The sequence below is a fragment of the Limibacillus halophilus genome (genome assembly GCF_014191775.1).
Taxonomy (GTDB): domain Bacteria; phylum Pseudomonadota; class Alphaproteobacteria; order Kiloniellales; family CECT-8803; genus Limibacillus; species Limibacillus halophilus.
Genome location: NZ_JACHXA010000008.1, coordinates 44633 through 67854 on the forward strand (window position 1 = coordinate 44633; position 23222 = coordinate 67854).

The 23222-nt window shown below is 58.9% G+C and carries 26 protein-coding genes and 1 tRNA gene; 10 read left to right on the top strand and 17 right to left on the bottom strand.

Going from position 1 to position 23222, the window contains the following annotated elements; all coding sequences use genetic code 11:
• Positions 1–7: 7 nt before the first annotated feature.
• The 3 genes from cobT to FHR98_RS13185 all read left to right on the top strand — a co-directional run bounded on the left by cobT (position 8) and on the right by FHR98_RS13185 (position 3797).
• A complete protein-coding gene (gene cobT / locus FHR98_RS13175) occupies positions 8–1921 on the top strand; it encodes a cobaltochelatase subunit CobT (RefSeq protein WP_183417177.1) in 1914 nt (637 codons plus the stop codon).
• A 28-nt stretch (positions 1922–1949) separates the two neighbouring features.
• Entirely contained in the window at positions 1950–3152 is a 1203-nt protein-coding gene (locus FHR98_RS13180) for a pyridoxal phosphate-dependent aminotransferase (protein WP_183417178.1), read from the top strand.
• A gap of 135 nt (positions 3153–3287) precedes the next feature.
• On the top strand, positions 3288–3797 hold the full coding sequence (locus FHR98_RS13185; RefSeq protein ID WP_183417179.1) for a DinB family protein: 510 nt from the start codon (positions 3288–3290) through the stop codon (positions 3795–3797).
• A gap of 21 nt (positions 3798–3818) precedes the next feature.
• On the opposite strand, the gene FHR98_RS13190 is transcribed toward FHR98_RS13185, so the two are convergent.
• Together FHR98_RS13190 and FHR98_RS13195 are read right to left on the bottom strand one after the other, a co-directional pair.
• Positions 3819–4799 (bottom strand): NADPH:quinone oxidoreductase family protein, encoded by a 981-nt coding sequence (locus FHR98_RS13190; protein WP_183417180.1) that lies wholly within the window; start codon positions 4797–4799, stop codon positions 3819–3821.
• A gap of 32 nt (positions 4800–4831) precedes the next feature.
• Positions 4832–5893, bottom strand: coding sequence for an asparaginase (locus FHR98_RS13195; protein ID WP_183417181.1), 1062 nt, complete (start codon positions 5891–5893; stop codon positions 4832–4834).
• 78 nt (positions 5894–5971) lie between these two features.
• On the opposite strand from FHR98_RS13195, the gene FHR98_RS13200 reads away from it, so the two are divergent.
• The 3 genes from FHR98_RS13200 to rlmN all read left to right on the top strand — a co-directional run bounded on the left by FHR98_RS13200 (position 5972) and on the right by rlmN (position 8408).
• Positions 5972–6505, top strand: a complete 534-nt coding sequence (locus FHR98_RS13200) for an RNA methyltransferase (RefSeq protein WP_183417182.1) — start codon at positions 5972–5974, stop codon at positions 6503–6505.
• A gap of 112 nt (positions 6506–6617) precedes the next feature.
• Positions 6618–7190, top strand: a complete 573-nt coding sequence (locus tag FHR98_RS16675) for an invasion associated locus B family protein (protein ID WP_221205903.1) — start codon at positions 6618–6620, stop codon at positions 7188–7190.
• A 57-nt stretch (positions 7191–7247) separates the two neighbouring features.
• Positions 7248–8408, top strand: coding sequence for a dual-specificity RNA methyltransferase RlmN (gene rlmN, locus FHR98_RS13210; RefSeq protein ID WP_183417183.1), 1161 nt, complete (start codon positions 7248–7250; stop codon positions 8406–8408).
• 5 nt (positions 8409–8413) lie between these two features.
• On the opposite strand, the gene FHR98_RS13215 is transcribed toward rlmN, so the two are convergent.
• Positions 8414–9328, bottom strand: coding sequence for a DMT family transporter (locus FHR98_RS13215; RefSeq protein WP_183417184.1), 915 nt, complete (start codon positions 9326–9328; stop codon positions 8414–8416).
• The gene (locus tag FHR98_RS13220) at positions 9325–10167 is read right to left on the bottom strand and encodes a phytanoyl-CoA dioxygenase family protein (RefSeq protein WP_183417185.1); all 843 of its coding nucleotides are present in this window, start codon (positions 10165–10167) and stop codon (positions 9325–9327) included. The genes FHR98_RS13215 and FHR98_RS13220 overlap by 4 nt, the downstream gene beginning before the upstream one ends.
• A 275-nt stretch (positions 10168–10442) precedes the next feature.
• Here FHR98_RS13220 and FHR98_RS13225 point away from each other — a divergent pair, with 275 nt between their 5' ends.
• Positions 10443–11654 (top strand): argininosuccinate synthase, encoded by a 1212-nt coding sequence (locus FHR98_RS13225; protein WP_183417186.1) that lies wholly within the window; start codon positions 10443–10445, stop codon positions 11652–11654.
• A gap of 8 nt (positions 11655–11662) precedes the next feature.
• Here the strand turns inward: FHR98_RS13225 and FHR98_RS13230 are convergent, their stop codons facing one another.
• The 3 genes from FHR98_RS13230 to FHR98_RS13240 form a co-directional block, all read right to left on the bottom strand.
• Positions 11663–11965, bottom strand: coding sequence for an AzlD family protein (locus FHR98_RS13230; RefSeq protein ID WP_183417187.1), 303 nt, complete (start codon positions 11963–11965; stop codon positions 11663–11665).
• Positions 11962–12636 carry an AzlC family ABC transporter permease gene (locus FHR98_RS13235; protein WP_183417188.1) on the bottom strand — a complete coding sequence of 225 codons (675 nt, stop codon included), beginning with the start codon at positions 12634–12636 and terminating at the stop codon, positions 11962–11964. The genes FHR98_RS13230 and FHR98_RS13235 overlap by 4 nt, the downstream gene beginning before the upstream one ends.
• A gap of 129 nt (positions 12637–12765) precedes the next feature.
• The gene (locus FHR98_RS13240) at positions 12766–13467 is read right to left on the bottom strand and encodes an NnrU family protein (RefSeq protein WP_183417189.1); all 702 of its coding nucleotides are present in this window, start codon (positions 13465–13467) and stop codon (positions 12766–12768) included.
• Between the two features lie 79 nt (positions 13468–13546).
• Between FHR98_RS13240 and FHR98_RS13245 the strand changes: the two genes are divergently transcribed.
• A complete protein-coding gene (locus FHR98_RS13245; RefSeq protein ID WP_183417190.1) occupies positions 13547–13891 on the top strand; it encodes a DUF3253 domain-containing protein in 345 nt (114 codons plus the stop codon).
• Here FHR98_RS13245 and folD read toward each other — a convergent pair.
• From folD to FHR98_RS13260, 3 genes are all read right to left on the bottom strand, one after another.
• Complete coding sequence (gene folD, locus FHR98_RS13250; protein WP_183417191.1) at positions 13888–14781, bottom strand: bifunctional methylenetetrahydrofolate dehydrogenase/methenyltetrahydrofolate cyclohydrolase FolD; 894 nt, start codon at positions 14779–14781, stop codon at positions 13888–13890. The two genes, FHR98_RS13245 and folD, sit on opposite strands and share 4 nt — an antisense overlap.
• Positions 14782–14875: 94 nt before the next feature.
• A complete protein-coding gene (locus tag FHR98_RS13255; protein ID WP_322091258.1) occupies positions 14876–15205 on the bottom strand; it encodes a DUF167 domain-containing protein in 330 nt (109 codons plus the stop codon).
• A complete protein-coding gene (locus FHR98_RS13260) occupies positions 15202–15498 on the bottom strand; it encodes a YggT family protein (protein WP_183417192.1) in 297 nt (98 codons plus the stop codon). Before FHR98_RS13260 ends, FHR98_RS13255 begins: the two co-directional genes overlap by 4 nt.
• 237 nt (positions 15499–15735) lie before the next feature.
• On the opposite strand from FHR98_RS13260, the gene FHR98_RS13265 reads away from it, so the two are divergent.
• Positions 15736–15811, top strand: a tRNA-Ala gene (locus tag FHR98_RS13265).
• 43 nt (positions 15812–15854) lie between these two features.
• Here the strand turns inward: FHR98_RS13265 and FHR98_RS13270 are convergent.
• Positions 15855–16889 (bottom strand): histone deacetylase family protein, encoded by a 1035-nt coding sequence (locus tag FHR98_RS13270; RefSeq protein WP_183417193.1) that lies wholly within the window; start codon positions 16887–16889, stop codon positions 15855–15857.
• A gap of 189 nt (positions 16890–17078) precedes the next feature.
• On the opposite strand from FHR98_RS13270, the gene FHR98_RS13275 reads away from it, so the two are divergent.
• Positions 17079–17771, top strand: a complete 693-nt coding sequence (locus FHR98_RS13275) for a response regulator transcription factor (protein ID WP_183417194.1) — start codon at positions 17079–17081, stop codon at positions 17769–17771.
• Here FHR98_RS13275 and FHR98_RS13280 read toward each other — a convergent pair.
• From FHR98_RS13280 to FHR98_RS13305, 6 genes are all read right to left on the bottom strand, one after another.
• Entirely contained in the window at positions 17760–19391 is a 1632-nt protein-coding gene (locus FHR98_RS13280; RefSeq protein WP_183417195.1) for a sensor histidine kinase, read from the bottom strand. The two genes, FHR98_RS13275 and FHR98_RS13280, sit on opposite strands and share 12 nt — an antisense overlap.
• A 5-nt stretch (positions 19392–19396) precedes the next feature.
• Complete coding sequence (locus FHR98_RS13285) at positions 19397–19873, bottom strand: putative pterin-binding protein (RefSeq protein WP_183417196.1); 477 nt, start codon at positions 19871–19873, stop codon at positions 19397–19399.
• Between the two features lie 77 nt (positions 19874–19950).
• The gene (locus FHR98_RS13290; RefSeq protein ID WP_183417197.1) at positions 19951–20367 is read right to left on the bottom strand and encodes a response regulator; all 417 of its coding nucleotides are present in this window, start codon (positions 20365–20367) and stop codon (positions 19951–19953) included.
• Between the two features lie 255 nt (positions 20368–20622).
• The gene (locus FHR98_RS13295; RefSeq protein WP_183417198.1) at positions 20623–21606 is read right to left on the bottom strand and encodes an endonuclease/exonuclease/phosphatase family protein; all 984 of its coding nucleotides are present in this window, start codon (positions 21604–21606) and stop codon (positions 20623–20625) included.
• A gap of 29 nt (positions 21607–21635) precedes the next feature.
• Positions 21636–22427 carry an ABC transporter permease gene (locus FHR98_RS13300; RefSeq protein WP_183417199.1) on the bottom strand — a complete coding sequence of 264 codons (792 nt, stop codon included), beginning with the start codon at positions 22425–22427 and terminating at the stop codon, positions 21636–21638.
• Positions 22427–23173, bottom strand: a complete 747-nt coding sequence (locus FHR98_RS13305) for an ABC transporter permease (RefSeq protein WP_183417200.1) — start codon at positions 23171–23173, stop codon at positions 22427–22429. The genes FHR98_RS13300 and FHR98_RS13305 overlap by 1 nt, the downstream gene beginning before the upstream one ends.
• Positions 23174–23222: the final 49 nt, after the last annotated feature.

A 23222-nucleotide genomic window follows, 5' to 3' on the forward strand; every position in this document is an offset into this window, starting at 1 on the left:
TAGCCCCTTGAGCGGCAATCAAAAACCCAGCAACAAGTCCGGCGGCGGTGAAGCACCAATAGAACGCTTTCGCCGGGCGACCGGAGCAACTTTGCGCGCAATCGCCCGCAATGCAGAGTTGCAAGTTGCCTTCGCGCCTCATGCCCAGGGCCTTCAGGGCAACGAGGCGCGTGTCCCGATGCCCGGGCGTGACCTTTCGGCAGAGGACGTCGCCCTGACGCGGGGAGAGGCTGATGCCATCGCCCTGCGGCAGCGTTACCACGACGCCAAAAACCATGCGCGCCTTGCACCCAGCAGTCAGATCGCCCGGGAAATTTTCAACGCGGTCGAGCAGACCCGCTGCGAGGCCTTGGGCGCGCGTCGCATGGCCGGGGTTAACGCCAACCTTGGCGCTATGCTGCAGGACCGCTGTCGGACACGCGGATACGACCACATCACCGAACGCGAGGACGCGCCGATCTCCGAGGTTGTCAGCCTGCTGGCCCGTGAGGCCATGACGGGCGAGAAGCCGCCGCCCGCAGCACGGCCGATCGTTGATCTCTGGCGTCCACTTTTCGACGCAAAGGCAATGGGCGATCTAAAGCAAATGGCTGAACTCGCCGAAGATCAGGCTGCCTTTGCACGGATGGCGCGCCAACTCATCGAGGATCTCGACTTCGACCTCGGCAACAGCGAATCCGACCCCGATGACCCCGACCAGGATAGCGAAACCGACGATCAACAGCAGAACGAGCAGGACAGCGAAGGACAGAGCGGCGACCAGCAGTCCAGCGATGCCTTCGATGCCATGCAGGAGCAAGAAGGGGAAGCAGACGACGCCGACAGCGACGACGCGAGCGCGGATGCCGACGGTGAGATGATGGCGGGTGACAGTGAAGAGGATCCCGGCCGTCCCGGTACCCCGCCGGAGTTCGACGACCGTCGCAACGCCCCGGCGGAAGCGCCCTACCGGGCCTTCACCACGGAGTTCGACGAGGTGGTCGAGGCAGAAGACCTTTGCGACCCTGATGAACTGGCGCGCCTGCGCATGTTGCTGGACCAGCAGCTTGCCCATCTGCAAGGTGTCATTTCCCGCCTTGCGAACCGGCTCCAGCGCCGCCTAATGGCAAAGCAGACCCGCGCCTGGGAATTCAATATCGAGGAAGGGCTGCTCGATACAGCCCGCTTGGCGCGTATCGTGGTCGACCCGACCATGCCGCTTTCCTTCAAACGGGAACTGGAGACTGATTTCCGAGACACGGTGGTCTCCTTGTTGATTGACAATTCCGGCTCCATGCGGGGCCGACCCATCTCGGTGGCCGCCGTCAGCGCAGACATCCTGGCACGCACCCTCGAACGTTGCGGGGTGAAAGTCGAAATTCTGGGCTTCACGACGCGCATGTGGAAAGGCGGCCAATCGCGGGAGCGTTGGATTGCAGCGGGCAAGCCTGCCAATGCCGGCCGTTTGAATGATCTACGGCATATTGTTTACAAGAGTGCAGACGCTCCATGGCGCAGGGCACGCAAGAATCTGGGGCTGATGCTGCGGGAAGGCATTCTCAAGGAGAACATTGACGGTGAGGCGCTGCTTTGGGCGCACAATCGCCTGCTCGGTCGCAGCGAGCAACGCAAGATTCTCATGGTGATTTCGGATGGTGCGCCGGTCGACGACTCGACGCTGTCCGTCAACCCGGGCAACTACCTGGAAAAGCACCTGCGTGAAGTCATCGACTACATGGAAACGCGTTCGCCGGTTGAGGTTATCGCAATCGGCATTGGTCACGACGTCACGCGCTATTACCGGCGCGCCGTGACGATCGTGGATGCAGAGCAGCTAGGCGGAACCTTGATGGAGAAGCTGGCGGAGCTTTTCGATGAGGAAGGCGGCAGTCGCCGCGCCGGCCCGCGCGGCGCGATCCGGCAAGCACGGAGCCGGTCTTAGAGTTCAAACAAAAGCAGCAGGTCCGTAGATGGCTGATATCAAGGGTTCCATGCCGAGCGAGGAAAAGCGGTTCCCCGCTTTTGTCCGTCATGATGTCGCCGCCATGGAACCTTCCAGGATAGTTCAGCTCTGGGAACTAGGCTTTGGGATGGACGACGTGATCCCGCTTTGGGTGGGAGAAAGTGACCAAGCAACCCCGGCTTTCATTTCCGACGCAGCCTATGCGGCCCTTCAGGCCGGCAAGACTTTCTACACTCACAAGCGTGGCATTCCCGAGTTACGCCAGGGCATCGCCGACTACACTGCCGGACTGTACGGAATCCCCATGTCGGCCGACCGCGTCAGCGTGACGGCCTCGGGAATGCACGGTATCACGTTGATCTGTCAGGCATTGTTCGAACCGGGCGATAACCTCATCGTGGTCGCGCCGAGTTGGCCGAATGTGGTCAAGGCGGCGCAGGTGCAGCATGCCGAAGTTCGCTTTGCCACCCTCGATCCGAAACCGGAAGGCGGATTCACGCTGGATCTGGAGAGGCTTTTTTCCCTGGTCACCGACCGCACGCGCGCATTGTTCGTAAATTCGCCGGGCAATCCGACCGGTTGGATGATAGAAGCCGATCAGCAACGCGAGATACTCGATTTTTGCCGATCCCGCGGTATCTGGCTGCTGGCCGATGAGGTTTACGCCCGCTTCGTTTACGACCGCTCGGTTGCACCGTCTTTCCTTCAGCTGGCGGAACCGGACGACCCGGTGATCCACATAAACTCCTTCTCTAAGGCCTGGGCCATGACCGGCTGGCGCTTGGGATGGCTGATCACGCCGCCTGCCTTCGGAAAGATCGTCGATCAGTTGATCGAGTTTTCGACCTCCGGGTCGCAGGCATTCCTTCAGCATGGCGCCTTGGCGGCGCTGACGCCCCAGGGCGAGACCTTCGCGCGCTCCATGGTCGACCGTTGCCGCCAGGGCGGCGAGATGGTGTTCCAGCGGCTGGCGGCAATGGAGCGGGTCACGCTATCGCGCCCAACCGCCTCTTTCTATGCGTTCTTTCGCATTGACGGAGTGGAGGACAGCTTGTCCTTCGCCAAGAGGATTTTATCCGAAACCGGTGTCGGGCTGGCGCCAGGCTCTGCTTTCGGGCCGGGCGGCGAGGGGCACATGCGCCTTTGTTATGCGTCTTCTCACAACCTCTTGTCGAAGGCGCTTGATAGACTTGAACTGATCTTACGTTAATTTTTTATGTTATTGCTTTATAAGAAATTTTTAAACTGTTTTATATTTATTAGGCAGCATTTCAGCTAGATATGTCGTATTGGAAGTTAATTTTAATCGATTTGCAGTTAATCGCTATATTATGAGATGTTACAGATGGATAAGACTATGAAAGCTCATTTTCAAACTTTTTCCCGCTACAACACTTGGGCCAATCGGCGCCTCTATGAGGCGACGGCAACCCTGAGCGATGAGGCAAAGCGCCTACCACGACCTGCGGCTTACTTTGGCTCCCTGCTCGGCACGCTCAATCATCTGTTGCTGGTCGACCAACTATGGTTCGACCGTGTAGAAGGCCGTCCGGGACGCCACACGCAGCTTGACGGTATCCTTTACGAGGATTTTGCGGAGCTTCGCGCCGCAAGGGAGCAGGAGGACGCGGCTATCGAGGCAAGGGTTGCCACCATGACCGACGAAGCGCTGGCTGCCGATCTTACCTACCACACCATCACCGGCGGGCAGATGCGCAACCCCTTGCACCAGGTGCTATCCCATATCTTCAACCACCAGACCCACCACAGAGGGCAGGCGCACGCCCTGCTCAAGGATGCAGGACTCATGCCGCCACCATTGGACCTGCTCTACTACCTGCGAGACCAGGGTTGATGGCCCGATTGACGTCGGCACTCAAGCGTCGGTCGTCAAGACGACCTTTCCGGTAGAGCGGCGCGACAATAGCAACTGCATTGCTTCTGCGATTTTTTCCAGGGGCAGTGCGTGCGACACATGCGGCTTCAGCAGGCCCGCATCGTACCAGCCAAACAGCTCGGCGAACTCGTCGCGCAGCATTTCCGGCGCCTGTTTGCGGTAAGAGCCCCAATAACAACCAACCACCGAAATATTTTTCACCAACAGAATGTTTGCGGCCGCCTGCGGTACCCGTCCGGCTGCAAACCCGATGGTGAGCAATCGGCCGGACCATGCCAGACAGCGCAGGGAGGCATCGAAGATATCTCCGCCGACGGGGTCGAAAACCACATCCACACCGCGCCCGTCGGTCATATCCTTCACGGCGGCACGAAGGTCGTCAGTTCGATAGTCGATGGAGGCGTCCGCGCCGTGGGCTTCGGCGAGACGACACCGGTCCGCACCACCGGCCGATGCGATCACCCGTGCCCCCAGGGCCTTGCCGACTTCAACCGCTGCCAAGCCAACCCCGCCGGCAGCACCATGCACCAACAGCGTCTCTCCCGCCTTCAATCCGGCACGCCAGACCAGTGCGCCATGCGCCGTTCCATAGGTGATGGGAAAGCCTGCCGCCGATTGGAAGTCGAGACTATCGGGAATTTTGAAAACATCGCTTTCGCGGGCGATGGCCTGCTCCGCAAATCCACCGTGATCAACGACCGCCAAGACGCGATCACCGGGCTTTGTCCCGGACACACCCTCGCCAACTTCCAGAACCTCGCCTGCTACTTCCAGGCCAGGACTGAATGGAAACGGCGGTTTCTCTTGGTATTTGCCCGCGATCATCAAGGTATCCGCAAAGTTCAACCCGGCCGCCGCCACGCGGATCAAAACATCGCCGGCCCCTGGTCGGGGCTCCGGAAGTTGACCAACCTTAAGAGATTCCGGCTCACCCCAAGAGTCACAGATAACTGCGCGCATTCTTCAACCTCTCATCCGCTGGTTATTACACCTCAGAAGCGGGCCGCGCTGGCGGTACGAATTACGCCAACATCGCGACCGGCCCGGTTCAATATGGCCGGCCGCAACAACTCCGAAAGCGCCTCGGCCTGCTGATCGTCGATAACACCCAGACGGCGCAGAAGGGCGCCAGCGACAATCTCGCTGGCCCGCCCCGCCCCATCATCCACCTTGACGGCGAAACCCAGTCCCAAATCAGGCACCGTCCCGCAGTAGACGCCTTCGGCCCCGGTCTTGACGATGGCACGCCCCCCGACGGCGGCGATAACCCGACTATCGAACCGCCGCGTCCCACCCATCATGATTGGCTCGTTGGCAATCGCCCCGCGAATGCGCGCGCAAGCTTCCTGACGGCGGTCTGGTTGATCGTCCGGGCTGCCAAGCCGCGCCATGGCCAGGGCGATATTGCCCAGTGGCATTCCGATTACCGGAATACCGCAACCGTCGATGCCCATAGGTACGCGCGACAGATCGAGCCCGGTCATGGCTTCCAGAACACCAAGAATGCGCTGCTGTACGGGATGATCGCGGCGGATGTAACCCTTGGTCGCCTCTCCCTTGTGGCGGGCGGTGGTCAAGAAGCCGCTATGCTTGCCCGAGCAATTGTTATGCGCAGCGGTCGGGGCGTTTCCGCTCCGCAACAATGACTCCATCGACGCGGGATCGTAGGGCAAATGCGCACCGCATTCGAGATCCTCGACACCGCAACCGATACGCTCCAGCCAGGCCAGTACGGTTTCAACATGACGTGGCTCCCCGTCGTGACTGGCGCAGGCCATTGAAATTTCCGCGTCGCCCAAACCGAAGGCCTCGGCCGCACCGGTTTCGATCAGCGGGATGGCTTGAAGGGATTTGATGGCGGAACGGGCATAGATTGGCGCCTCTATGTCGCCGGCCTGTAATACAACCCGCCCCTCGTTGTCGACCACCGCGTAGCGGGCCCGGTGAACGCTTTCGACCATATCGCCACGCGTCAGTTCAACCAGCAACGGATTGGCATGGGCTTTGCCCGACGAAGAGCTTTCACCCGTGGTATCCTTCTCATGTTCAAGCATGAAGGCCGTCCTGTATGCGGTAAATGATTTGTCCAGACCTTGCCTTGCGGCGCGGCGCGGTGCAAGTTCCCTCGGGTCATGAGAGGGTATTTTGGATTCGGCGTGCAGCAGATCAGCAAACCCATGAACTTGGGTAGCCTGATGCGGTCGGCGCATGCCTTCGGAGCCAGTTTCTTTTTCACCATCGACCCGGACTTCAATCCAAAGGAAGTGAAGCTTTCCGACACATCCGACGCTGCCAAGAATCTGCCCCTCTATACCTTCCCCACCGTGGGGTCCCTGACTTTGCCGCGCGAATGCAGATTGGTTGGCGTGGAACTCACCGACGATGCGGTCGACCTGCCATCCTTTCACCACCCGCACAACGCCGCCTATGTCCTGGGCCCGGAACGCGGCTCGCTCAGCCCGGAATTAATTGAACGCTGTGATCAGGTTGTCAAAATACCGACAAAATTCTGTGTCAATGTCGGCGTTGCAGGGGCCATCGTGATGTATGATCGCATGCGATCGCTCGGGCGCTTCGCCCCGCGTGCGGTCGGAAGCCTAGGTGGGCCCGGAGAAAAACCGCCCCATGTGAGTGGGGGTCCTGTGCTTCGGCGCAGAAAGACATGAAGATTATCGGCGGGGGTTGCGGCGGACTTCCGCTGGAAGTCGACAAACGCTAGGCTCGCCGGGAAGAGTTTGCCACGGCAGCGCGACAGTTGAGAAACGAGAGGGACCAGCAGTGCAGATCACATCGACATCGGCGGCAAAAGGCAATCACGGATGCTTGGTCGACAGGATGACGGCCCGCTCCTTGCTCGGAGCGGCCCTAGGGCTCTTGATCTTGGGTTTCAGCACGGAAAATGCCTCGGCCCAGGCCGTTGAGCAACTTGGCAGTTTCCAGCAGTGGACCGCTTACACCTATGAATCGGGCGGTCAGAAGATTTGCTTCATGTCCGCAACGCCGGCAAAGGCGGAGGGCAACTACACCCGCCGTGGAAATATCTCGGCCATGGTGACCCACCGGCCTGCGCGGGAAACCCGCGACGTCGTATCCATTGAAGCAGGCTATACCTACCAAGATGGCTCCGATGTGACCGTGACGGTGGAGAACCGTTCCTTTGCGCTCTTTACCCAGGAAGGCAATGCCTGGGCGCGCGATAGCGAGACGGATAAGGCCATGGTGACTGCCATGAAGGCTGGGCTGGACATGGTCGTCCAGGGCGTATCCTCGCGCGGCACCAAGACCAAGGACACATACTCCCTGAAGGGTTTCACGGCGGCTTATGACGCCATTTCCAAAGCCTGTCCGTAAAGGGTCTTAACAAGGATTCCCTTGCCGAGGAGCCTTCGCAGGCTTATCTAGGCGCCCATGACTGGAAGCGCACACACACAAGCCTTTGCCCCACCGCCCGCCATAACCGACGGGCGGCCGTTGCTGCTTGGTCTTTCCCGCGAGGAATTGACCGAGACCATCACTGGCTTGGGTGAGCCTGCCTTCCGCGCCAAACAGCTCTGGCACTGGATCTATGACCGGGGTGAAACGGACTTCGCCCAAATGACCTCGCTCTCCAAGGGCTTCCGGGAGAAGCTGGCGGAGCGGTTCGAGGTTGGTCGGCCTGGCGTGAAGCTGCACCAGGAGTCGAGCGACGGTACGCAGAAATGGCTGCTGCGCTTCCCCGATGGCCAGGAAGTCGAGAGTGTCCACATTCCCGAAAGCGATCGTGGCACCCTTTGCGTTTCCAGCCAGGTCGGCTGCACCCTGACCTGCCGCTTTTGCCATACGGGCACGCAGCGGCTGGTACGCAACCTTTCGGCCACCGAAATCGTCGGCCAGGTAATCCTGGCCAAGGACAGCTTCGACGAATGGCCCGCCAGCCGGGAAGGCCGCCAGATCACCAACCTGGTGATGATGGGAATGGGCGAGCCTCTGTACAATTTCGACAACGTCGCCAAGGCTCTCAAGATTATCATGGATGGCGAGGGACTGGGCATCTCCAAGCGCAAGATCACGCTCTCGACGGCCGGTGTCGTGCCGATGATGAAGCGCTGCGGCGAGGAGTTAGGCGTCAACCTTGCGGTGTCGCTGCACGCGGTCAACGACGAGATCCGGGACCACATCGTGCCGATCAACAAGAAGTACCCGATCGCCGAACTTTTGCAGGCCTGTCGAGACTATCCCGGTATCCATAATGCCCGGCGCATCACTTTCGAGTATGTGATGCTAAAGGACGTCAACGATAGCGATGCGGATGCGCGTCAGCTTATCCGTATCCTCAAAGACATCCCGGCGAAGGTGAACCTGATTCCCTTCAACCCTTGGCCGGGCGTGCAGTTCGAATGCTCGACGAGCGAGCGCATCAACCGCTTTGCCGATATTCTAGCGGCCGGAAATCTCTCAGCACCCGTGCGTCAACCCCGGGGTCAGGATATCCTCGCCGCCTGCGGACAGCTCAAGAGTGAAAGCCAACGGCTGAAGAAAACCGAGCGCGATGCCGCTTTGGCGGCGGCGGCGGTTCCGGCCGAGACCTGACACTTTCACACGGACCGCCAGGTGGGTCGACGCCGCAGACCGGAGACAGCGCGCAACAGCACGGCGACCATGACAAGCCCGCCGCCGATGGCCGTCGTGGTTTCCGGCACCTCCCCGTAGAACATCCAGACCCAACCAGGGCTGAGCACGACCTCGGTCAGGGATAAGAGCGACAACTCGGCGGCCGAGACCCTGGACGCTCCCTTCAAGAACAGCACCATGCCCAGAACGATCTGCACGACCCCCATCAACAGGCAGAGCAGCAGGTCGTGCAAATTAACGGAAAAGCTTTCCAGCATCACGGCACCGAAAAGCGCAGTCATCAAGCCGCCCACGATCACAACCGGCATGGTCTCGCGCTTGCTGTCCCTGGAGGACGCCTGACGGAGCGTGACCGCATAGCAGGCAAACCCGGCAACCGAGATCAGCGCGGTGACGTTGCCCAGCCAACGACCGGCCTCCACGCCGCCTTGCACCATGTAGGCGACCCCGAACCCGGCGATGCACATGGTGATCCAGGTTGCCTTGCGGATTGGCTCCTTGAGAATGAACCAAGCCAGGATCGCCGTCATGAAGGGACCGGCGGCCAGCATGAAGACCGCGTTGGCCACGGTGGTGTAAAAAAGCGCAAAGACGAAGCCAGCAGAGGCCACGGCCAGAAAGAACCCGCCGATCAGGGAGAGACGCGCCTCGTTGCGCAGAACAGCGAAGCTGCGTCCACGCTGGCGCCAGGCAAAGTAGAGTCCCGCGGCAACAACCACTGAAATTGACCGGTAGAACAGCAGTTGCCACGCGTCCACTTCCTCCATGGAACGCACAAACATTCCGGAGGTGCTCCAGAAGGTGCCCGCCAGCATCACGAGCGACAATCCGATGATGCGTTCCCGGTCAAAACCCAGGGTGGGCGCGTCAACGCTCACGTCGGGCTATCCGCATCGTAGACAGCGTGCTTACGGCGCTCCAGTTCTTCGCGATAGGCCAACATTCCCGGATTGAAGTCCCCAACGAAGCGCGGTTCTTCTTCAAAGTGATGGAAGCGGTCCTCGCCACGCACCAGTGTCGCCGTCTCGTTGTCGATAACCGTTTGCCGAACCGATGTAGCCGCGTATTGCAGTGTCAGGCCAATCCGGCGCCTATCGCTTCGGTTAGGTTGGGATGCATGCAGGGTCCAGCCATGGTGCAGGGAAGCCTGGCCCGCGATGAGAGACGCATGAACAATGTCGTCCTCACGGATTTCCTTATCCACGGTCTGACCGCGGTGCAGGATGTTGTCGTCCGAATAGGTATCACGGTGTGCCTGCCGACCGCTCTTATGTGATCCGGGCAGCATCATCATGCAGCCGTTTTCCGGCGTGGCGTCGCTGATCGCGATCCAGGCGGTCACCAACTTGTCGCTATCCAGGCCCCAATAGGTCAGATCCTGATGCCAGGAGACCTTTCCCCGGCTATGGGGCTCCTTGATCACATAGGCGCTGTCCCACAACAGGATGTCCGGCCCGATGAGTGCTTCAACCGCATCCAGCAGTGTCGGATCACGCGCCAACTCGTTGGCGGAGCCGCAGATCAGATAGGGCTTGGTCTTGTAATGCAGAGGGCCCAGCCGCGCCTCCGCCATCTCTAGCGCTGCCCTGTGCGCCGCCATGGCGGCAGGCTCCATAAGCGTCAGGGGGGCGAAAAATCCTTGCGCCTCGTAAAGCGCAAGTTCCGCCGCCGAAAACCCTCTGGTCCGGCTCCCCGCATCCCGCATGGGTCCTGGCATCTTTTCTGCCCTCGTGTCTCAATTTGGTCGCTGCCCCAAACTGCGGCACAGACGAGAAGCCTGTCTCTCTGATTCGCGCCAAAAAGCTGACGCAGAGGCGCGATAAGGCGGCTACCGACACGATCAGCAAGCCATTGGCCTTGCAAGACCCATGACACTTGCGCAATGGCGACGGAACGCCCTCTTGTAAGAGAACGCCTTTTGCCTATACTCGCCGCCGCGCGGTCACGGCCTGAGACGGGCCGTCCAAACCCAAGATGTTGTGAAGGTGTCCCATGAGCGAAATCAAGCGCGTCGTCCTCGCCTACTCAGGCGGACTCGATACTTCTGTGATCCTGAAATGGTTGCAGGAGACCTACCGATGCGAGGTGGTGACCTTCACTGCTGATCTCGGTCAGGGCGAAGAGCTTGAGCCGGCCCGCAAGAAAGCCGAGATGCTCGGTATCAACCCGAAACATATCTTCATCGAAGACCTGCGCGAAACCTTTGTGAAAGATTATGTCTTCCCGATGTTCCGCGCGAATGCCGTGTACGAAGGGCTTTACCTGCTGGGCACCTCGATCGCGCGACCGCTGATCGCCAAACGGCAGATCGAAATCGCCCGCGAGGTCGGCGCGGACGCCGTCTGCCACGGGGCAACCGGCAAGGGCAACGATCAGGTTCGTTTCGAACTGGGTTACTATGCGCTCAACCCCGACATCAAGGTCATCGCGCCCTGGCGCGAGTGGGACCTGACCAGCCGCACCAAGCTGATCGAGTTCGCCGAGAAGCACCAGATTCCCATCGCCAAGGATAAGCGCGGCGAGGCGCCCTTCTCGGTGGATGCGAACCTGCTGCACATCTCCGCCGAAGGCAAAGTGCTGGAAGACCCCTGGGAAGCGCCGGAGGAGTACGTCTTTTCGCGCAGCGTCTCTCCGGAAGACGCGCCGGACGAGCCGACGATCATCACCGTTGATTTCGAAAGGGGCGACCCGGTCGCCGTCGATGGCGAGGCCTTGTCGCCAGCAGCCCTGCTGACCCGCCTCAACAAACTAGCGGGCGACAACGGCATCGGACGCCTGGATTTGGTGGAAGGCCGCTTCGTCGGCATGAAATCGCGCGGCGTTTACGAGACGCCCGGCGGCACGATCCTGCTGCAGGCCCATCGGGCGATTGAGTCCATTACCCTCGACCGCGGCGCGATGCATCTGAAGGATGAGCTGATGCCGCGCTACGCCGAGCTGATCTACAACGGCTTCTGGTTCAGCCCCGAACGGCGCATGTTGCAGGCCCTGATCGACGAGAGTCAGGCCAAGGTCAACGGCACGGTGCGTCTGAAGCTCTACAAGGGCAATGTTATCGTCCAGGGCAGAAAGTCGCCGGATAGTCTCTACTCGATGGAGCACGTGACCTTCGAGGACGATCAGGTCTATGACCAGCGCGACGCAGAAGGTTTCATCAAACTGAACGCTTTGCGGCTACGCCTGCTCAACCGCCAACAGGGTTGACCGACAGGCTAGCCGAGCAGCCAACGTAGGGCGACCACCGAGGCAACACCGCCAATCACCGCGACAAGGATCGGCATGCGCCATGCCAGGCCGAGCGTGATGACGGCTGCGAGCACCTCGGCCGGCCCCTGAAGCAAAACCGTTGGCGCAATGACGGCAATCAGGACCGACCCCGGCACAGCCTCCAACGCCGCCGCGCCGCGGCCCTTCAACGACAGGCGTGCAACCATCCAGAAGCCCAGGACGCGGGTCAAATAGGTTGCCGCCGCCATGCCAGCAATCGCCGCGAAGGTCAACCAATCCAGTGTCACAACACGGTCTCCGGATGAGCCGGGCGTGGCGGTGGCAGAAGCAGGCCCACCAAGGCCCCGGCCAGCCCCCCCAGCAGGATGTACCACACACCCTCTATGAAACTGTAAGACAGGGACGCAACCGCCGCGCTCGCCACCCAGGGCAGCAAGCTCCGCCAACTCACGTAGAAACTGCGCACGAGGCAAAGGAACACCGCGGCAAAGGCGAAATCGAAGCCATAGGCGGCGGGGTCGGGAATCCAGCTCCCAGCGCGATAGCCGAGCTGCGTGCTGGCCACCCAGCAGAGATAGAAAACGACCCCCACGGAGAAATAGAAACCGGGCGTCAGTCCGCGTTGCGCCCGCCGCTGAAGGGCAAGCGCCCAAACTTCGTCGGCCATAAAGAACAACGCCAGATGACTGCGCCAGCCGCCCCAGGAGCGGATCGCCGGAGCCAGGGCCGCGCCCATCAATACATGGCGCAGGTTGACGATGAAAACCGCCAACACAAGCGTTGCAACCGCCGGAGGTGTCGTCCAGATTCCCGTCGCCACAAACTGTGCGCTGCCGGCAAAGACCAAACCGGACATCAGGCCGGTTTCCAAGGCGCTGAGTCCGGCTTGCTGGGCCAAAGTACCCCAAAGCAGCGCAAAAGGGAGTACGCTGGCGATCAGCGGGAGGGCCACTGCCATGGCATCCCCGAATTCGCTTATCAACGGCTGCTGGTCCGGTTTCTTTTCCATAGGTCGGACAGTACCAATCTAAAAAAGGACAGAACTATTGTCCTTTTTGCATGTCCCCTCTGCAAGGAAAATGAGATTCTAAAGCGGTAGCGGCGAGACGCCCATCACCGTGCTGTGCAGTGCCAGCAGCGCGGCATAGACCACCAATGACAGGAGGCTGCGCCACCAACCGATCCCGCGCCAGTCCATGGAACAACGCCCGGTCATCAGTGCAGCAAAGGGTATCAGACTGGTCGTCATGCGGATCGGCCCCCAAGCAGCCCCCATCTCCGCCTCTCGCTTGCGGTCGATATGCAGCATGCCGCCCAGGGACAGCACAAGAACTCCCCCCATCAGCAGGATCGACGCGCCGTCGCCGTTTACAAGTAGGTGAGCCAATGCCCAAAGACTGGTCCCCCAGAGGAAGGGGTGCCGGGTAATCCGCAGGATGCCGCTGTTGAGAACCGTCGGGTCGGATACCTCGACGGCATCGCCCCCTACCGCGGTGGCGCTCCGTGTCGTCAAACCGGTAACAACGAGAAAGACTGCCGGAACCATGATCAGGGCTGGTAGATGGAGGAGGAAGCGCGGGGGCTCCCAAATCGGGTCGAAAGGGGCACTACGATAGGCCAGCAACAGCCATATGAAGGTGCTCGCGTGCAGGACGCTCGCCGCAGCCAGGAATCCGCTCTGCCCGAGGCGATCGACCAACAATCCACGCAAGGGCTGCGCCGAGAAGAGGAAGTGTCCCCCAACGAACGCAAGCGTTGCCAAAAATACCGACTCCAATGACCCTGTCATGATGGCTGGCATTATCAGCGGCGATCACGCTTGCGTCCAGGCTCTCGTCAAGCGCAATCGGGCGTGCTAGTAAGCGCTCATGAGCAATGACATCACAGAAAAGCAGGACGATCCCGTCGCCTGCACGATCCTCAGTCTGCTAGAGGCTGCCGCTCCTGGTGACAGCATCACACCGGGAGACGTCGCGCGTGCTTTCGCCGAGCCGCGTCGGCGACCGAAGGACCGGCCTGACCTCTGGCGGCGCTATTTGCCTGCCGTGGGGCAACAGGCGCTCCATTTGGCGCGTGAAGGGCGCATCGTCATTCTGCGCAAGGGCAAACCGGCCAACCCGAACAAACCGATCAAAGGATTGATCCGGCTTACCTTGCCTCGTCCCGATTTGATTGTACCGGAAGCCGATGCCCCCGCAGACGACGACGCCTAAAGGGCCGGATCGTCGAGGCCTGCGGCACGGTAGGCCGACGTAACGCAGTTTGCAAGCAACACCGCGATTGTCATGGGACCGACACCGCCCGGCACCGGCGTGATGGCCCCCGCGACCTCGGCTGCTTCGGAATAAGCCACATCGCCCACGAGACGGGTCTTGCCCTCTGGCGTTTCTATGCGATTGATGCCCACGTCTATAACCGTTGCTCCGGGCTTTACCCAGTCGCCCTTGATCATCTCGGGCCGCCCGACAGCGGCAATCAGAATATCAGCGTTGCGGCACTCCCCGGGCAAATCGGCTGTGCGCGAATGGGCTATCGTCACCGTGGCGTTGGCGCCCAAAAGAAGTTGAGCCATGGGCTTGCCCACAATGTTGGAACGCCCAACCACGACGGCCCGCTTGCCCGACAGATCCTTTCCGAGCCTGTCCTGCAAAAGCAGCAGGCACCCAAGCGGCGTACAGGGAACCATCGGCTTGCCGGCTCCGGTCATCAAACGACCTGCGTTGACGACATTGAATCCGTCCACGTCCTTTGCCGGTTCGATCGAGCCAATGACGGCATTAGCGTCGATCTGCTTGGGTAGGGGAAGTTGAACCAGGATGCCGTGAACCTGGGGGTCGGCGTTCAGTTGGGCAACCAGTGCCAACAGATCGTCCTGCGTCGTCGTATCCGGCAGTTTATGCTCAAAAGACTGCATGCCTGCTTCAAGCGTTTGCTTGGCCTTGTTGCGCACATAAACCTGACTGGCAGGGTCTTCACCAACCAGCACAACCGCAAGTCCGGGCACGACACCCTTCTGGCTCTTCAATTCAGCGACCTTTTCGGCCACCCGTCCGCGAAGGCCGGCGGCAAAAGCTTTCCCGTCGATAACATTGCTACTGCTCATCTTTTCCCCGGTTTTATCTTTGGTTGTTCAATGCCTGCCTGGAAGGTAGTGCGCTTTGTTCGGCGCGCCTGTCCGAAAACGTCTCTCACAAGAGCTATTCCGACACCGGCTGCTCTGCAAAGAAAGCTGTGGCAATCGTTTGGATATCTTTGATATCTCCTTGCACGCGCAGTGTCTTCTCGCGTGCAGATTGACCCGTAACAATCTCAATGGCGCGCTTGGGTTGCCGAAGAGTTTTCGCCAACAGCTTAATCAGCGCCGCATTGGCCTTTCCATCTTCCGGCGGCGCGGTGACTTTGATCTCCCACCAGACCTGACCCGCAGCATCCTCGCGTAATCCACCCAACGCCGTTTGCCGCGCGCCTGGCTGAAGCCTGATCCAGAGCATCACCCCGTCGGCGGTATCACGGTAGGGCTTTCTCACAAGGATACGAGCACGTTGAATAGAAGCCGTTGAAGGAAAATCAGGATCAAGATCAAGATGACCGGCGTGATATCGATCCCACCAAAAGCCGGGATGATGCGGCGAATCGGTTTTAGCGCTGGTTCAGTGATGCGCCAGAGAAAAACGCCTATCGAATTGACGAATTGATTCTGCCGGTTCAAGACATTGAACGCGACGAGCCAGGAAAGAATCGCGCTGGCAATAATCATCCAGATGTATATGTCGATCGCCATCAAAAGTACGCTGATCAGCGGATCTAGAACCACGCGCATGCCTTCTTCGCCTCCTTTTCTCTCGGGGTCTGCAGCCCCGTCTAAAGCTAGCGAGCTAGAGAGATGGCGGCAAGGGTCGAGAAAGCGACTGGCGGCGTAATTCAGTTGCCTTTTGGGCCGTACAACCGGTTGCTCGCCGCCGGCCCTGCGATCCGCTTGACAGGCGCGTTGCGTCCCCCCATATTCGCCCGCGCCTCGCCCCCTCTCGTAAGAGAGCGGATGGCGGAGCCCACGCAAGGGGCCGTAGCTCAGTTGGGAGAGCGTCTCGTTCGCAATGAGAAGGTCAGGGGTTCGACTCCCCTCGGCTCCACCAATGATAACCCCCGGGTCGCCCCCGGGGGTTATCTTTTGCGGCGTTAGCCGGCTGCCTCATCGAAACCGCTCAGCACATTGACCGCATTGACGCCGATCTCTGCCACGGCATAACCGCCTTCCATGGCAAAGAGGGTCGGCAGCTTCAATGCCGCGATGGTCCGTCCAATTTCCAGGTAGTCCGGGCTCTTGAGCTTAAACTGCGAAATCGGATCTTTCTCGAAGGTGTCCACGCCCAAGGATACAACCAGAGCATCGGCTCGGTAGTCCGAGATTACCTTGCACGCATCTTTCAAGGCAGCGGACCAAAGATCAAACCCGCTCCCCCACCGCAGTGGATAGTTGCGGTTGAACCCTTGTCCGCTCGCCTCTCCCAATTCATCCGCATACCCCAAAAAGTAGGGAAATTCCTGCAAAGGATCGCCGTGGATCGACAGGAAATACACGTCTGAGCGCTCATAGAAAATACTCTGCGTCCCGTTTCCATGGTGATAGTCCACGTCCAGGATCGCGACCCGCGCGGCGCCCTGATCGCGTAAGGCCTGCGCGGCAATAGCCGCATTGTTCAGGAAGCAGTACCCACCATAGTAGTCAGCAGCCGCGTGATGGCCCGGCGGCCGACAAAGGGAGAAAACGCTACGCGCGCCAGCATTCAGCACATCGACCCCTGTCAAGGCGACGTCCACGGCACTGATTGCCGCCTGCCAGGTGCCCGCCGTGATTGGTGAACCTGCATCAAACGAGTAATAGGAAAGCTTGCCGTCGATGGCCTCAGGCTCCCGCCCTCGAAATCCGCGGATTGGCCAGTTCAAGGGTAGTGCATCATGCGCGCGTCCCGTCGCGGTCCAAAGGGACCAAGCTTGTTCGAGAAAGGCCACATAGGCCGGAGCGTGAACCCTCTCGATCGCAGTTCTCGGATGTCGTGTTGGCGTGTCGACAGAGCCAAGGCCTACTTCTCTAACCCTGGCCAACACGGTATCGGCCCGCGACGGCATTTCGACAGCGGGCTTCAATGTTCCGTCGATCAACTCAAGTCGCGCGTGGTGCAGTCTGTGATCCTCGGAATAAATGGTTTTCATGGAGTCCTTGTCTCCCCGTCTCTGACCTCTAACCGTCTATGGCAACGCTAACATGACGCCGTGAACACCAAAAGACAGCGCTTGTCGTACAGGGTTAGAAAGCCCAGCCAAAGCCTTCTCAGTTCTTTTTGTATTTTTTAACAAGTCGCGTTTAGAATGACTGACCGATACAACAATAAGTGAACGGGAATGGTTGGGCCGCGTGCGTGCATTTGGATCGTCGAGGACGATCCCGACATCGTAGAACTGATCACGCATTTCCTTGGCCGTGAGGGTTTTTCCGTGCGTTCCTTCGCGCGCGGGCAAGCTCTGCTCTCCGCCATTACCGAGGGACTGCCCGAACTCTTTCTCATCGACCTGACCTTGCCCGATCTGGACGGCATCGAGCTGACCCGCAGAGTCCGTGCCAGTTGTGATCGGCCGGTAATCCTGGTTACGGGTCGCGGCGCGGTAAAAGATCGCGTCACCGGCCTCGACGCCGGCGCTGACGACTATATTGTAAAGCCCTTCGATCTCGCCGAGTTATCGGCCCGAATTCGCAGTAATTTGCGGCGCACCGAGGCGAGTGGGTCCAGCCTGCCGGATGAACAGCGTCTCGATGGCTTCACTCTCAATAGTTTGGTCGGCACCTTGAGTTTCAAGGACAACACGATCGACCTGACGGAAAAGGAAGCCGCGATCCTCGGCTACCTTGCAAATAACCCGAACCGGGTCATTCCAAGAGACGAGATGTATCTTTATCTAAGTGGTCGGAATTGGGATGGTGTCGATCGTAGTTTAGACGTTTATCTCTGCCGGATTCGTAACAAGATGCATGGCCTCAATCCACGTTACAACGGCATAAAGACGATCCGTGGCGTGGGCTACAAACTAACCAAATAGGGCATTATCGCCTGTATCGGATTGTTGATCTTCCGACCCCTGACTAATCTTTTCTCGCTCGGCGGCAAGCTGATGCCGGTGATACTCTTCCGCGACCTGGGGCGTTGGCAGCAGCAAGAAGATTTTCGTGCCCCTTCCTTCCTCGCTCTCAATCCAGCAATCGCCGCCTGACTGACGAACGAACCCAATTACCATGCTCAGGCCAAGACCGGTTCCACGACCGGCTTCCTTGGTCGTATAGAATGGGTCGAACGCCCTTTTGATAACCTCTTCGGTCATGCCGGTGCCCTGATCCGATACTTCCACCAGAACATACTCTCCCGGGATCAGGTTCGTTTCGCGCCCCTCCTGGCGTTTTTGTGTGGTCGCCTGCGCGCCGATCCGAATCTCGCCCCCCTGAGGCATCGCCTCGGCCGCGTTGAGTAACAGGTTGAGCATCACGCCCTTGAACTGTTCGCCATCGACAGCGACAAGCAAGTCCGGATCAAAATCCTCGACAATGATTTGCGCCTTTCCCTTGATCGCCGGTCGGGAGAATTCGATGCTGCGCTTGATCAGGTCGGCGATAGCAAAATCATCGATATCCAATTCCTGTTGACGTGCGTAGGCCAAAAGCTGCCGACTGAGATTCGCTCCTTGTTTGGCTGCACTTAGGATGCGCGTAACCAGGCGGTTTCTGCGGGCCTCTTCATCCCCTGACATCCCCATCAGCTCGGCATTGCCATGGATCACCATCAGGAGGTTGTTGAACTCGTGAGCCACGCCGCCCGTCAGAATACTGAGAGATCGCGCCTTTTCCATCTCAGCCAGCATTTGCTGTGCCTTGCGGTCGGCAACCGAGCGCCGCAAGGCCTCGCGCCGCGAATCCCGTTCCGCCTCCAACAAAAGCAACAACATCTGATGGGCCTTGGCATCGGCTTCTGCCCGACGCTGCGCTTCCTGCCGTCCGCGTTTTTCCAACCGCAGCATCCGCGCTATGAGGCTGCTTTCCTTTCGAAGCGTGAGGAAAACCGCCAGAGTGAGCAAGCCGGCAACGCCGGAGGAAACATAGATGATGATCTTGATAATTTGGGTTTCAGAGCCGTGTATTCGACGGATCCAGTTCGTTTCCGTATAGAGTGTCGTTGAGATCGAACGAGCGAGCTGCTGCATCTCCGGCACTGCCATTTCGAGCTTCTCGACAAATGGTCGGGTCGTGCCGGTGCGCTCGTAATCCTGATAGAGCTCCTTTACCAGGCTCTGCAATCTACGAACCTGACCTTGATCGTCAGGATCCAACTGCCCCAGGGCTGCACCGTAACGACCCTGTCCGGCAAGACTGACCCGACTGACCAGAATCTGAAAACGTAAACCCAGTTGGTCTTGCATTTCAGCAAACTTGGCCGGGTCGGCTTCCATCGCTTCATGCACGACGGCGGAAGTTTTGTAGACCTCTATCTCGATATTGTAGACCTGCCAGAGGGTCTCGTTGACACTGTCCTGTATCTCTACATTCTTCTTAAAGAACAGAAACAAGCTGAGCGGAATCGAACTGAGCAACAACACGCAAAGAAAGAGCATGATGTACTCGGTTATAATATTCCGTTGTTCTTTACCTTCTACCGGCTCCGTTACAGACATTGGCTTCACCTGACCGTAATGCGGTAAAGCTGCCAGACCCACAGGTCATGCACATCCGCCCGGTCGATCGCCGGATTATCATCCTGCGGGAAAACCAGCCACAACGGGCCTTTTTCGGAAACCGGCATCTCCGCGCCGTTGTGTTGGTAGGCTATCAACGGTTGATAGGGAAGGTAGCGCGGCAAATCCAAGGTGATGCTGTATTCGTTCAATGCCGTAAGCACCACCGACGTGCCCCGTGCCTTGACGGCCTGCAGCAAATTTACCAACCGAACGCCTCGAAACTCCTGCACGCCGTCCGTCCAGGGAGTCATCGTCCGCACGATATCCGCAGGAAAGCTTTCCAGCATCGAGAGATCGAAAACCGCGCGGTCACCATCGTTTCCCTGGCCGATTGCGCCATCAATCTCCAGGATGGTATCACCGGTTGGCTTGGCGATTTGAGCAGCCGCATTACTGGGTCCAATGACGCTTGAGGTCATCAGTAAAATTGCCGCAAAAATCAGCATCCACAGCGATGAACTGAAAGCGCCAATTGTTGCTCCAACGCCGCTACGCATCATGCCCCACCGGTAGGGATCGCTTGAGTCTGCACCGGGTCGCTCCTGCCAAGGCAGGCTTCGACCACGTCCGATAGCTCCTTCATGCTGTAGGGCTTTGGAAGATAACAACAACCCGGCACTTCGCGGCGCGCTGATTCCACAACGCTGGCGCTGTATCCCGAAGTCAGGACGACGCGAATATCCTTCGCAATTCGCCGCGCCTCCATCGCCAATTCGGCGCCGGACAACCCGGGCATGACAATATCGCTGACCAGCACCTGAAAAGGTGGAACTTCACGCAATAGCTTGATTGCCGTTTCCGCGTCGTTGGCAACGGCTACTTCATGCCCCAAAGCCGTCAGAAGGTCTGAGACGGTTTCCGCAACTTCGACTTCGTCCTCCACCAGCAGAATACGAACGCCAGCTCTCTTCATGTGGCCCCCAAACCCCATCCGTAACATTATGACTCTACCTTCTACGACACCCAAACAAAAGTGTGGCCGGTAAGTGCATTCGTGGAATGGTTGATTATCGAATAGCCAACCATAGATAGCTTAACAAAATTTAACGGCAGAACTCTTTGCGTCGAGACAAAGCCATCGCATACTTACTTCGCAGTCATAGTATTGCTCTTCTTCACGTCGCCTGGGCGGGAACCCTCACCGGTTTCCGCCCAATTTTTTCCGCATCTAATCCGCGTCTAAAATGTCAAATTCGGCAACCAAGGGCGCATGGTAACTTTCTGGGCTTTGCCCGACGCACGCATAAGCGGATAGTTCGTCACCCAACGCCTCGTTATGCACTTCGATTGTGCTGAATGCATTCAGCAAGTTGCGCGACGCCAGTATATGATCCAGCATAGTTTTGCGCCCCGCATGAATGACGCTAAATCTGCGCCAATCGGGAAGAACGCGTTCCAATGGCGTCAGGACCTTGCCGGACAAAGCCCCATTGCCCGTATCATCGAGATCCGCACGCAGAATCCTTAAGGGTACTTCTTCGCTCTCCGCATTGAGGTCGCCACAAACAGCCACTAGAGCATCGGGATCGGCAGACAGCACCTCCTCAACGAAAAGCCGAGCCTCCAACGCCTGGCCGTTACGCTTCATGCTGGCAAGAAAGAACCCTTCGGCCCAACCTGAAACACTGTTCCAGGAAAAACTGCCGCTCTTCTCGCCGGGCAACGCTGCCGCCAGAGGCGCGCGCAGATGCAAATTCACAACCCAGAGCCGCTGCATCGTGGGGAATTCGATCAAGCCGGCCAGCAAGGGCCGATCCCAGCCCACAGCCTTGGCCCCAGCGTCCGGCTCTACACGTGTCTGATATAGCGGCGGCTCCAACAGCTCTTCCTTTATCTGTCGGCGCTCCAGGAACGGCCATCGGCTGATGATCACGAGGTTGTGCTTATCTAGCAAAGACCCATCATCATGGGCCGTACCCAACCGGTGAAAGTTCTGGTAGGGGCTATCTGCGAGAAGCTGATTGAGCGCATCCAGGCTACGCGGCTCAGCCGACAGGATACGTTGGGCATTGACCTCCTGGAAGCACAGCACGTCTGCATTCAAACGCGCCAACTGCGGACGCAAGACCGAGAAGCGCGCCTCCACCGGCGCGGAAGCCTTGGGCCCGCTATCCAGGTTCTCCAGATTAAAGGTCGCCAACCTCACTTTCATGGCCAGCCCGCTTTCCTTTGAAAAGGCAGCTACCGCAAGGCAAAGGTCTTCTTGGCTGTAAGGGCCTTGGCAGCCTCGACATCGCCGCGATCACGTACGTGACGCATCATCATGGTCTCTACCCGTCCCATGAAGTAGAAGATCGCGTAGGACGACGCCAGGTAAACAATCCCGACGAAGAACAGTGGTTCGTAAATTCGATAAGAATAAGACTGCGCCGCACGCGCAACCCCGAAAAGGTCCATGACGGTAACGAGGCTAATAATCACCACGGCCTGGAACAGGAACACCACTTCGTTTGTGTAGGCCGGGAAACCAATACGAATCGCCTTGGGGAAAATAATCCGGCGGAAGCGCTTCATGGACGACATGCCGATGACCTTCGCCGCCTCAATTTCGCCAAATGGCACTGCCTGAATGGCGCCGCGGAAGATTTCCGCGGTGTAAGCCGTCGTATTCAACAAATAAACCAGCAGACTGACGTAGAGAGGCTCCCTGAAGAACCACCAGATGCCCATGTTCTGGAGTTCGGGCCGAAACTGCCCCGAGCCGTAATAGAACAGATAAAGTTGCACGATCAGCGGCGTACCGCGAAAAAAGAACATGTACGCAAAGGTGGGCACGCGGATCAGCGGGTTGCGCGACAGACGCATGACTGCGACCGGTATGGCAATGAAAAACCCGACAAGCAGCGTCGAGAATGTCACGCCCAGCGTAACCATGAATCCCCTGGAATAACGGCCCAGATACTCATAGGTCAGCGGACCCCAGCCGGAATAATCTCCCCAATCGATCACCGGCAGCCAGGAGATATCGGGCATTACTCTCTCCTCACGCCGCGGTTGGCCCAAACCTCGGCCCAGTGCTGCAAGCGGATCGAAAGCACCGTAATCGCGAGGTAGAGAAAGGCTGCCGTGATGAAAAACAAGAACGGTTGGCGGGTCGAACGCCCATGCACATCGGCCATGCGCATCAACTCATCAAGCTGCACAACCGACATCAGTGCGGTGGCCTTGACAAGCACCAGCCAGACGTTACCGATCCCTGGCAGCGCAAATCGCCATACCTGGGGCAGCATAATTCGCCAGAACGTCTTGATACGGTGCATGCCGATCGCGTGCGCGGCCTCCACCTGCCCCTTGTCGAGGGACTGGAAGGCGCCGCGAAAAACCTCGGTCATGAAGGCCCCGTAAACGGTCCCCAGGGTCAAGGTTCCGGTGACGAAGGGATTGAGGTCGATGCGAATATCCTCGCCGGTCAGGGCGGTGATGCTGTCTTGGATTCCCTGCGTTACACCGTAATACACGACGATGATCAGCACCAATTCCGGTACACCGCGCACGATTACCGTGTAAGCGCTACCGACGGTGTTGGCCAGTTTGCTGTTGGATAGTTTTGCCCAAGCACCCAGCAGCCCCAGCAGAACAGCCAAAGGGAGCGCCGAGAACGCCGTCATGAGGGTGATCCTCAAGCCCTCCATCAACTGATCAGCACGGCTGCGATAGAACAGGTCTATCGACTCCCATAACGGGCCAATCAATGGCAGGGAAAGGACGAATTCCTCCATGGCTCCTGCTTAAACTCCCAGATTACGGCGTGGCGCCCAGGCAGGATGA

Bases quoted from the DNA above. Each gene is read 5' to 3' on its own strand.
- FHR98_RS13180 (WP_183417178.1), top strand. From the start codon at position 1,950: ATGGCTGATATCAAGGGTTCCATGCCGAGCGAGGAAAAGCGGTTCCCC.
- FHR98_RS13185 (WP_183417179.1), top strand. From the start codon at position 3,288: ATGGATAAGACTATGAAAGCTCATTTTCAAACTTTTTCCCGCTACAAC.
- FHR98_RS13190 (WP_183417180.1), bottom strand. From the start codon at position 4,799: ATGCGCGCAGTTATCTGTGACTCTTGGGGTGAGCCGGAATCTCTTAAG.
- FHR98_RS13195 (WP_183417181.1), bottom strand. From the start codon at position 5,893: ATGCTTGAACATGAGAAGGATACCACGGGTGAAAGCTCTTCGTCGGGC.
- FHR98_RS13200 (WP_183417182.1), top strand. From the start codon at position 5,972: ATGAGAGGGTATTTTGGATTCGGCGTGCAGCAGATCAGCAAACCCATG.
- rlmN (WP_183417183.1), top strand. From the start codon at position 7,248: ATGACTGGAAGCGCACACACACAAGCCTTTGCCCCACCGCCCGCCATA.
- FHR98_RS13220 (WP_183417185.1), bottom strand. From the start codon at position 10,167: ATGCCAGGACCCATGCGGGATGCGGGGAGCCGGACCAGAGGGTTTTCG.
- FHR98_RS13225 (WP_183417186.1), top strand. From the start codon at position 10,443: ATGAGCGAAATCAAGCGCGTCGTCCTCGCCTACTCAGGCGGACTCGAT.
- FHR98_RS13235 (WP_183417188.1), bottom strand. From the start codon at position 12,636: ATGGCAGTGGCCCTCCCGCTGATCGCCAGCGTACTCCCTTTTGCGCTG.
- FHR98_RS13240 (WP_183417189.1), bottom strand. From the start codon at position 13,467: ATGACAGGGTCATTGGAGTCGGTATTTTTGGCAACGCTTGCGTTCGTT.
- FHR98_RS13245 (WP_183417190.1), top strand. From the start codon at position 13,547: ATGAGCAATGACATCACAGAAAAGCAGGACGATCCCGTCGCCTGCACG.
- folD (WP_183417191.1), bottom strand. From the start codon at position 14,781: ATGAGCAGTAGCAATGTTATCGACGGGAAAGCTTTTGCCGCCGGCCTT.
- FHR98_RS13260 (WP_183417192.1), bottom strand. From the start codon at position 15,498: ATGCGCGTGGTTCTAGATCCGCTGATCAGCGTACTTTTGATGGCGATC.
- FHR98_RS13270 (WP_183417193.1), bottom strand. From the start codon at position 16,889: ATGAAAACCATTTATTCCGAGGATCACAGACTGCACCACGCGCGACTT.
- FHR98_RS13275 (WP_183417194.1), top strand. From the start codon at position 17,079: ATGGTTGGGCCGCGTGCGTGCATTTGGATCGTCGAGGACGATCCCGAC.
- FHR98_RS13280 (WP_183417195.1), bottom strand. From the start codon at position 19,391: ATGTCTGTAACGGAGCCGGTAGAAGGTAAAGAACAACGGAATATTATA.
- FHR98_RS13285 (WP_183417196.1), bottom strand. From the start codon at position 19,873: ATGACCTCAAGCGTCATTGGACCCAGTAATGCGGCTGCTCAAATCGCC.
- FHR98_RS13290 (WP_183417197.1), bottom strand. From the start codon at position 20,367: ATGAAGAGAGCTGGCGTTCGTATTCTGCTGGTGGAGGACGAAGTCGAA.
- FHR98_RS13295 (WP_183417198.1), bottom strand. From the start codon at position 21,606: ATGAAAGTGAGGTTGGCGACCTTTAATCTGGAGAACCTGGATAGCGGG.
- FHR98_RS13300 (WP_183417199.1), bottom strand. From the start codon at position 22,427: ATGCCCGATATCTCCTGGCTGCCGGTGATCGATTGGGGAGATTATTCC.
- FHR98_RS13305 (WP_183417200.1), bottom strand. From the start codon at position 23,173: ATGGAGGAATTCGTCCTTTCCCTGCCATTGATTGGCCCGTTATGGGAG.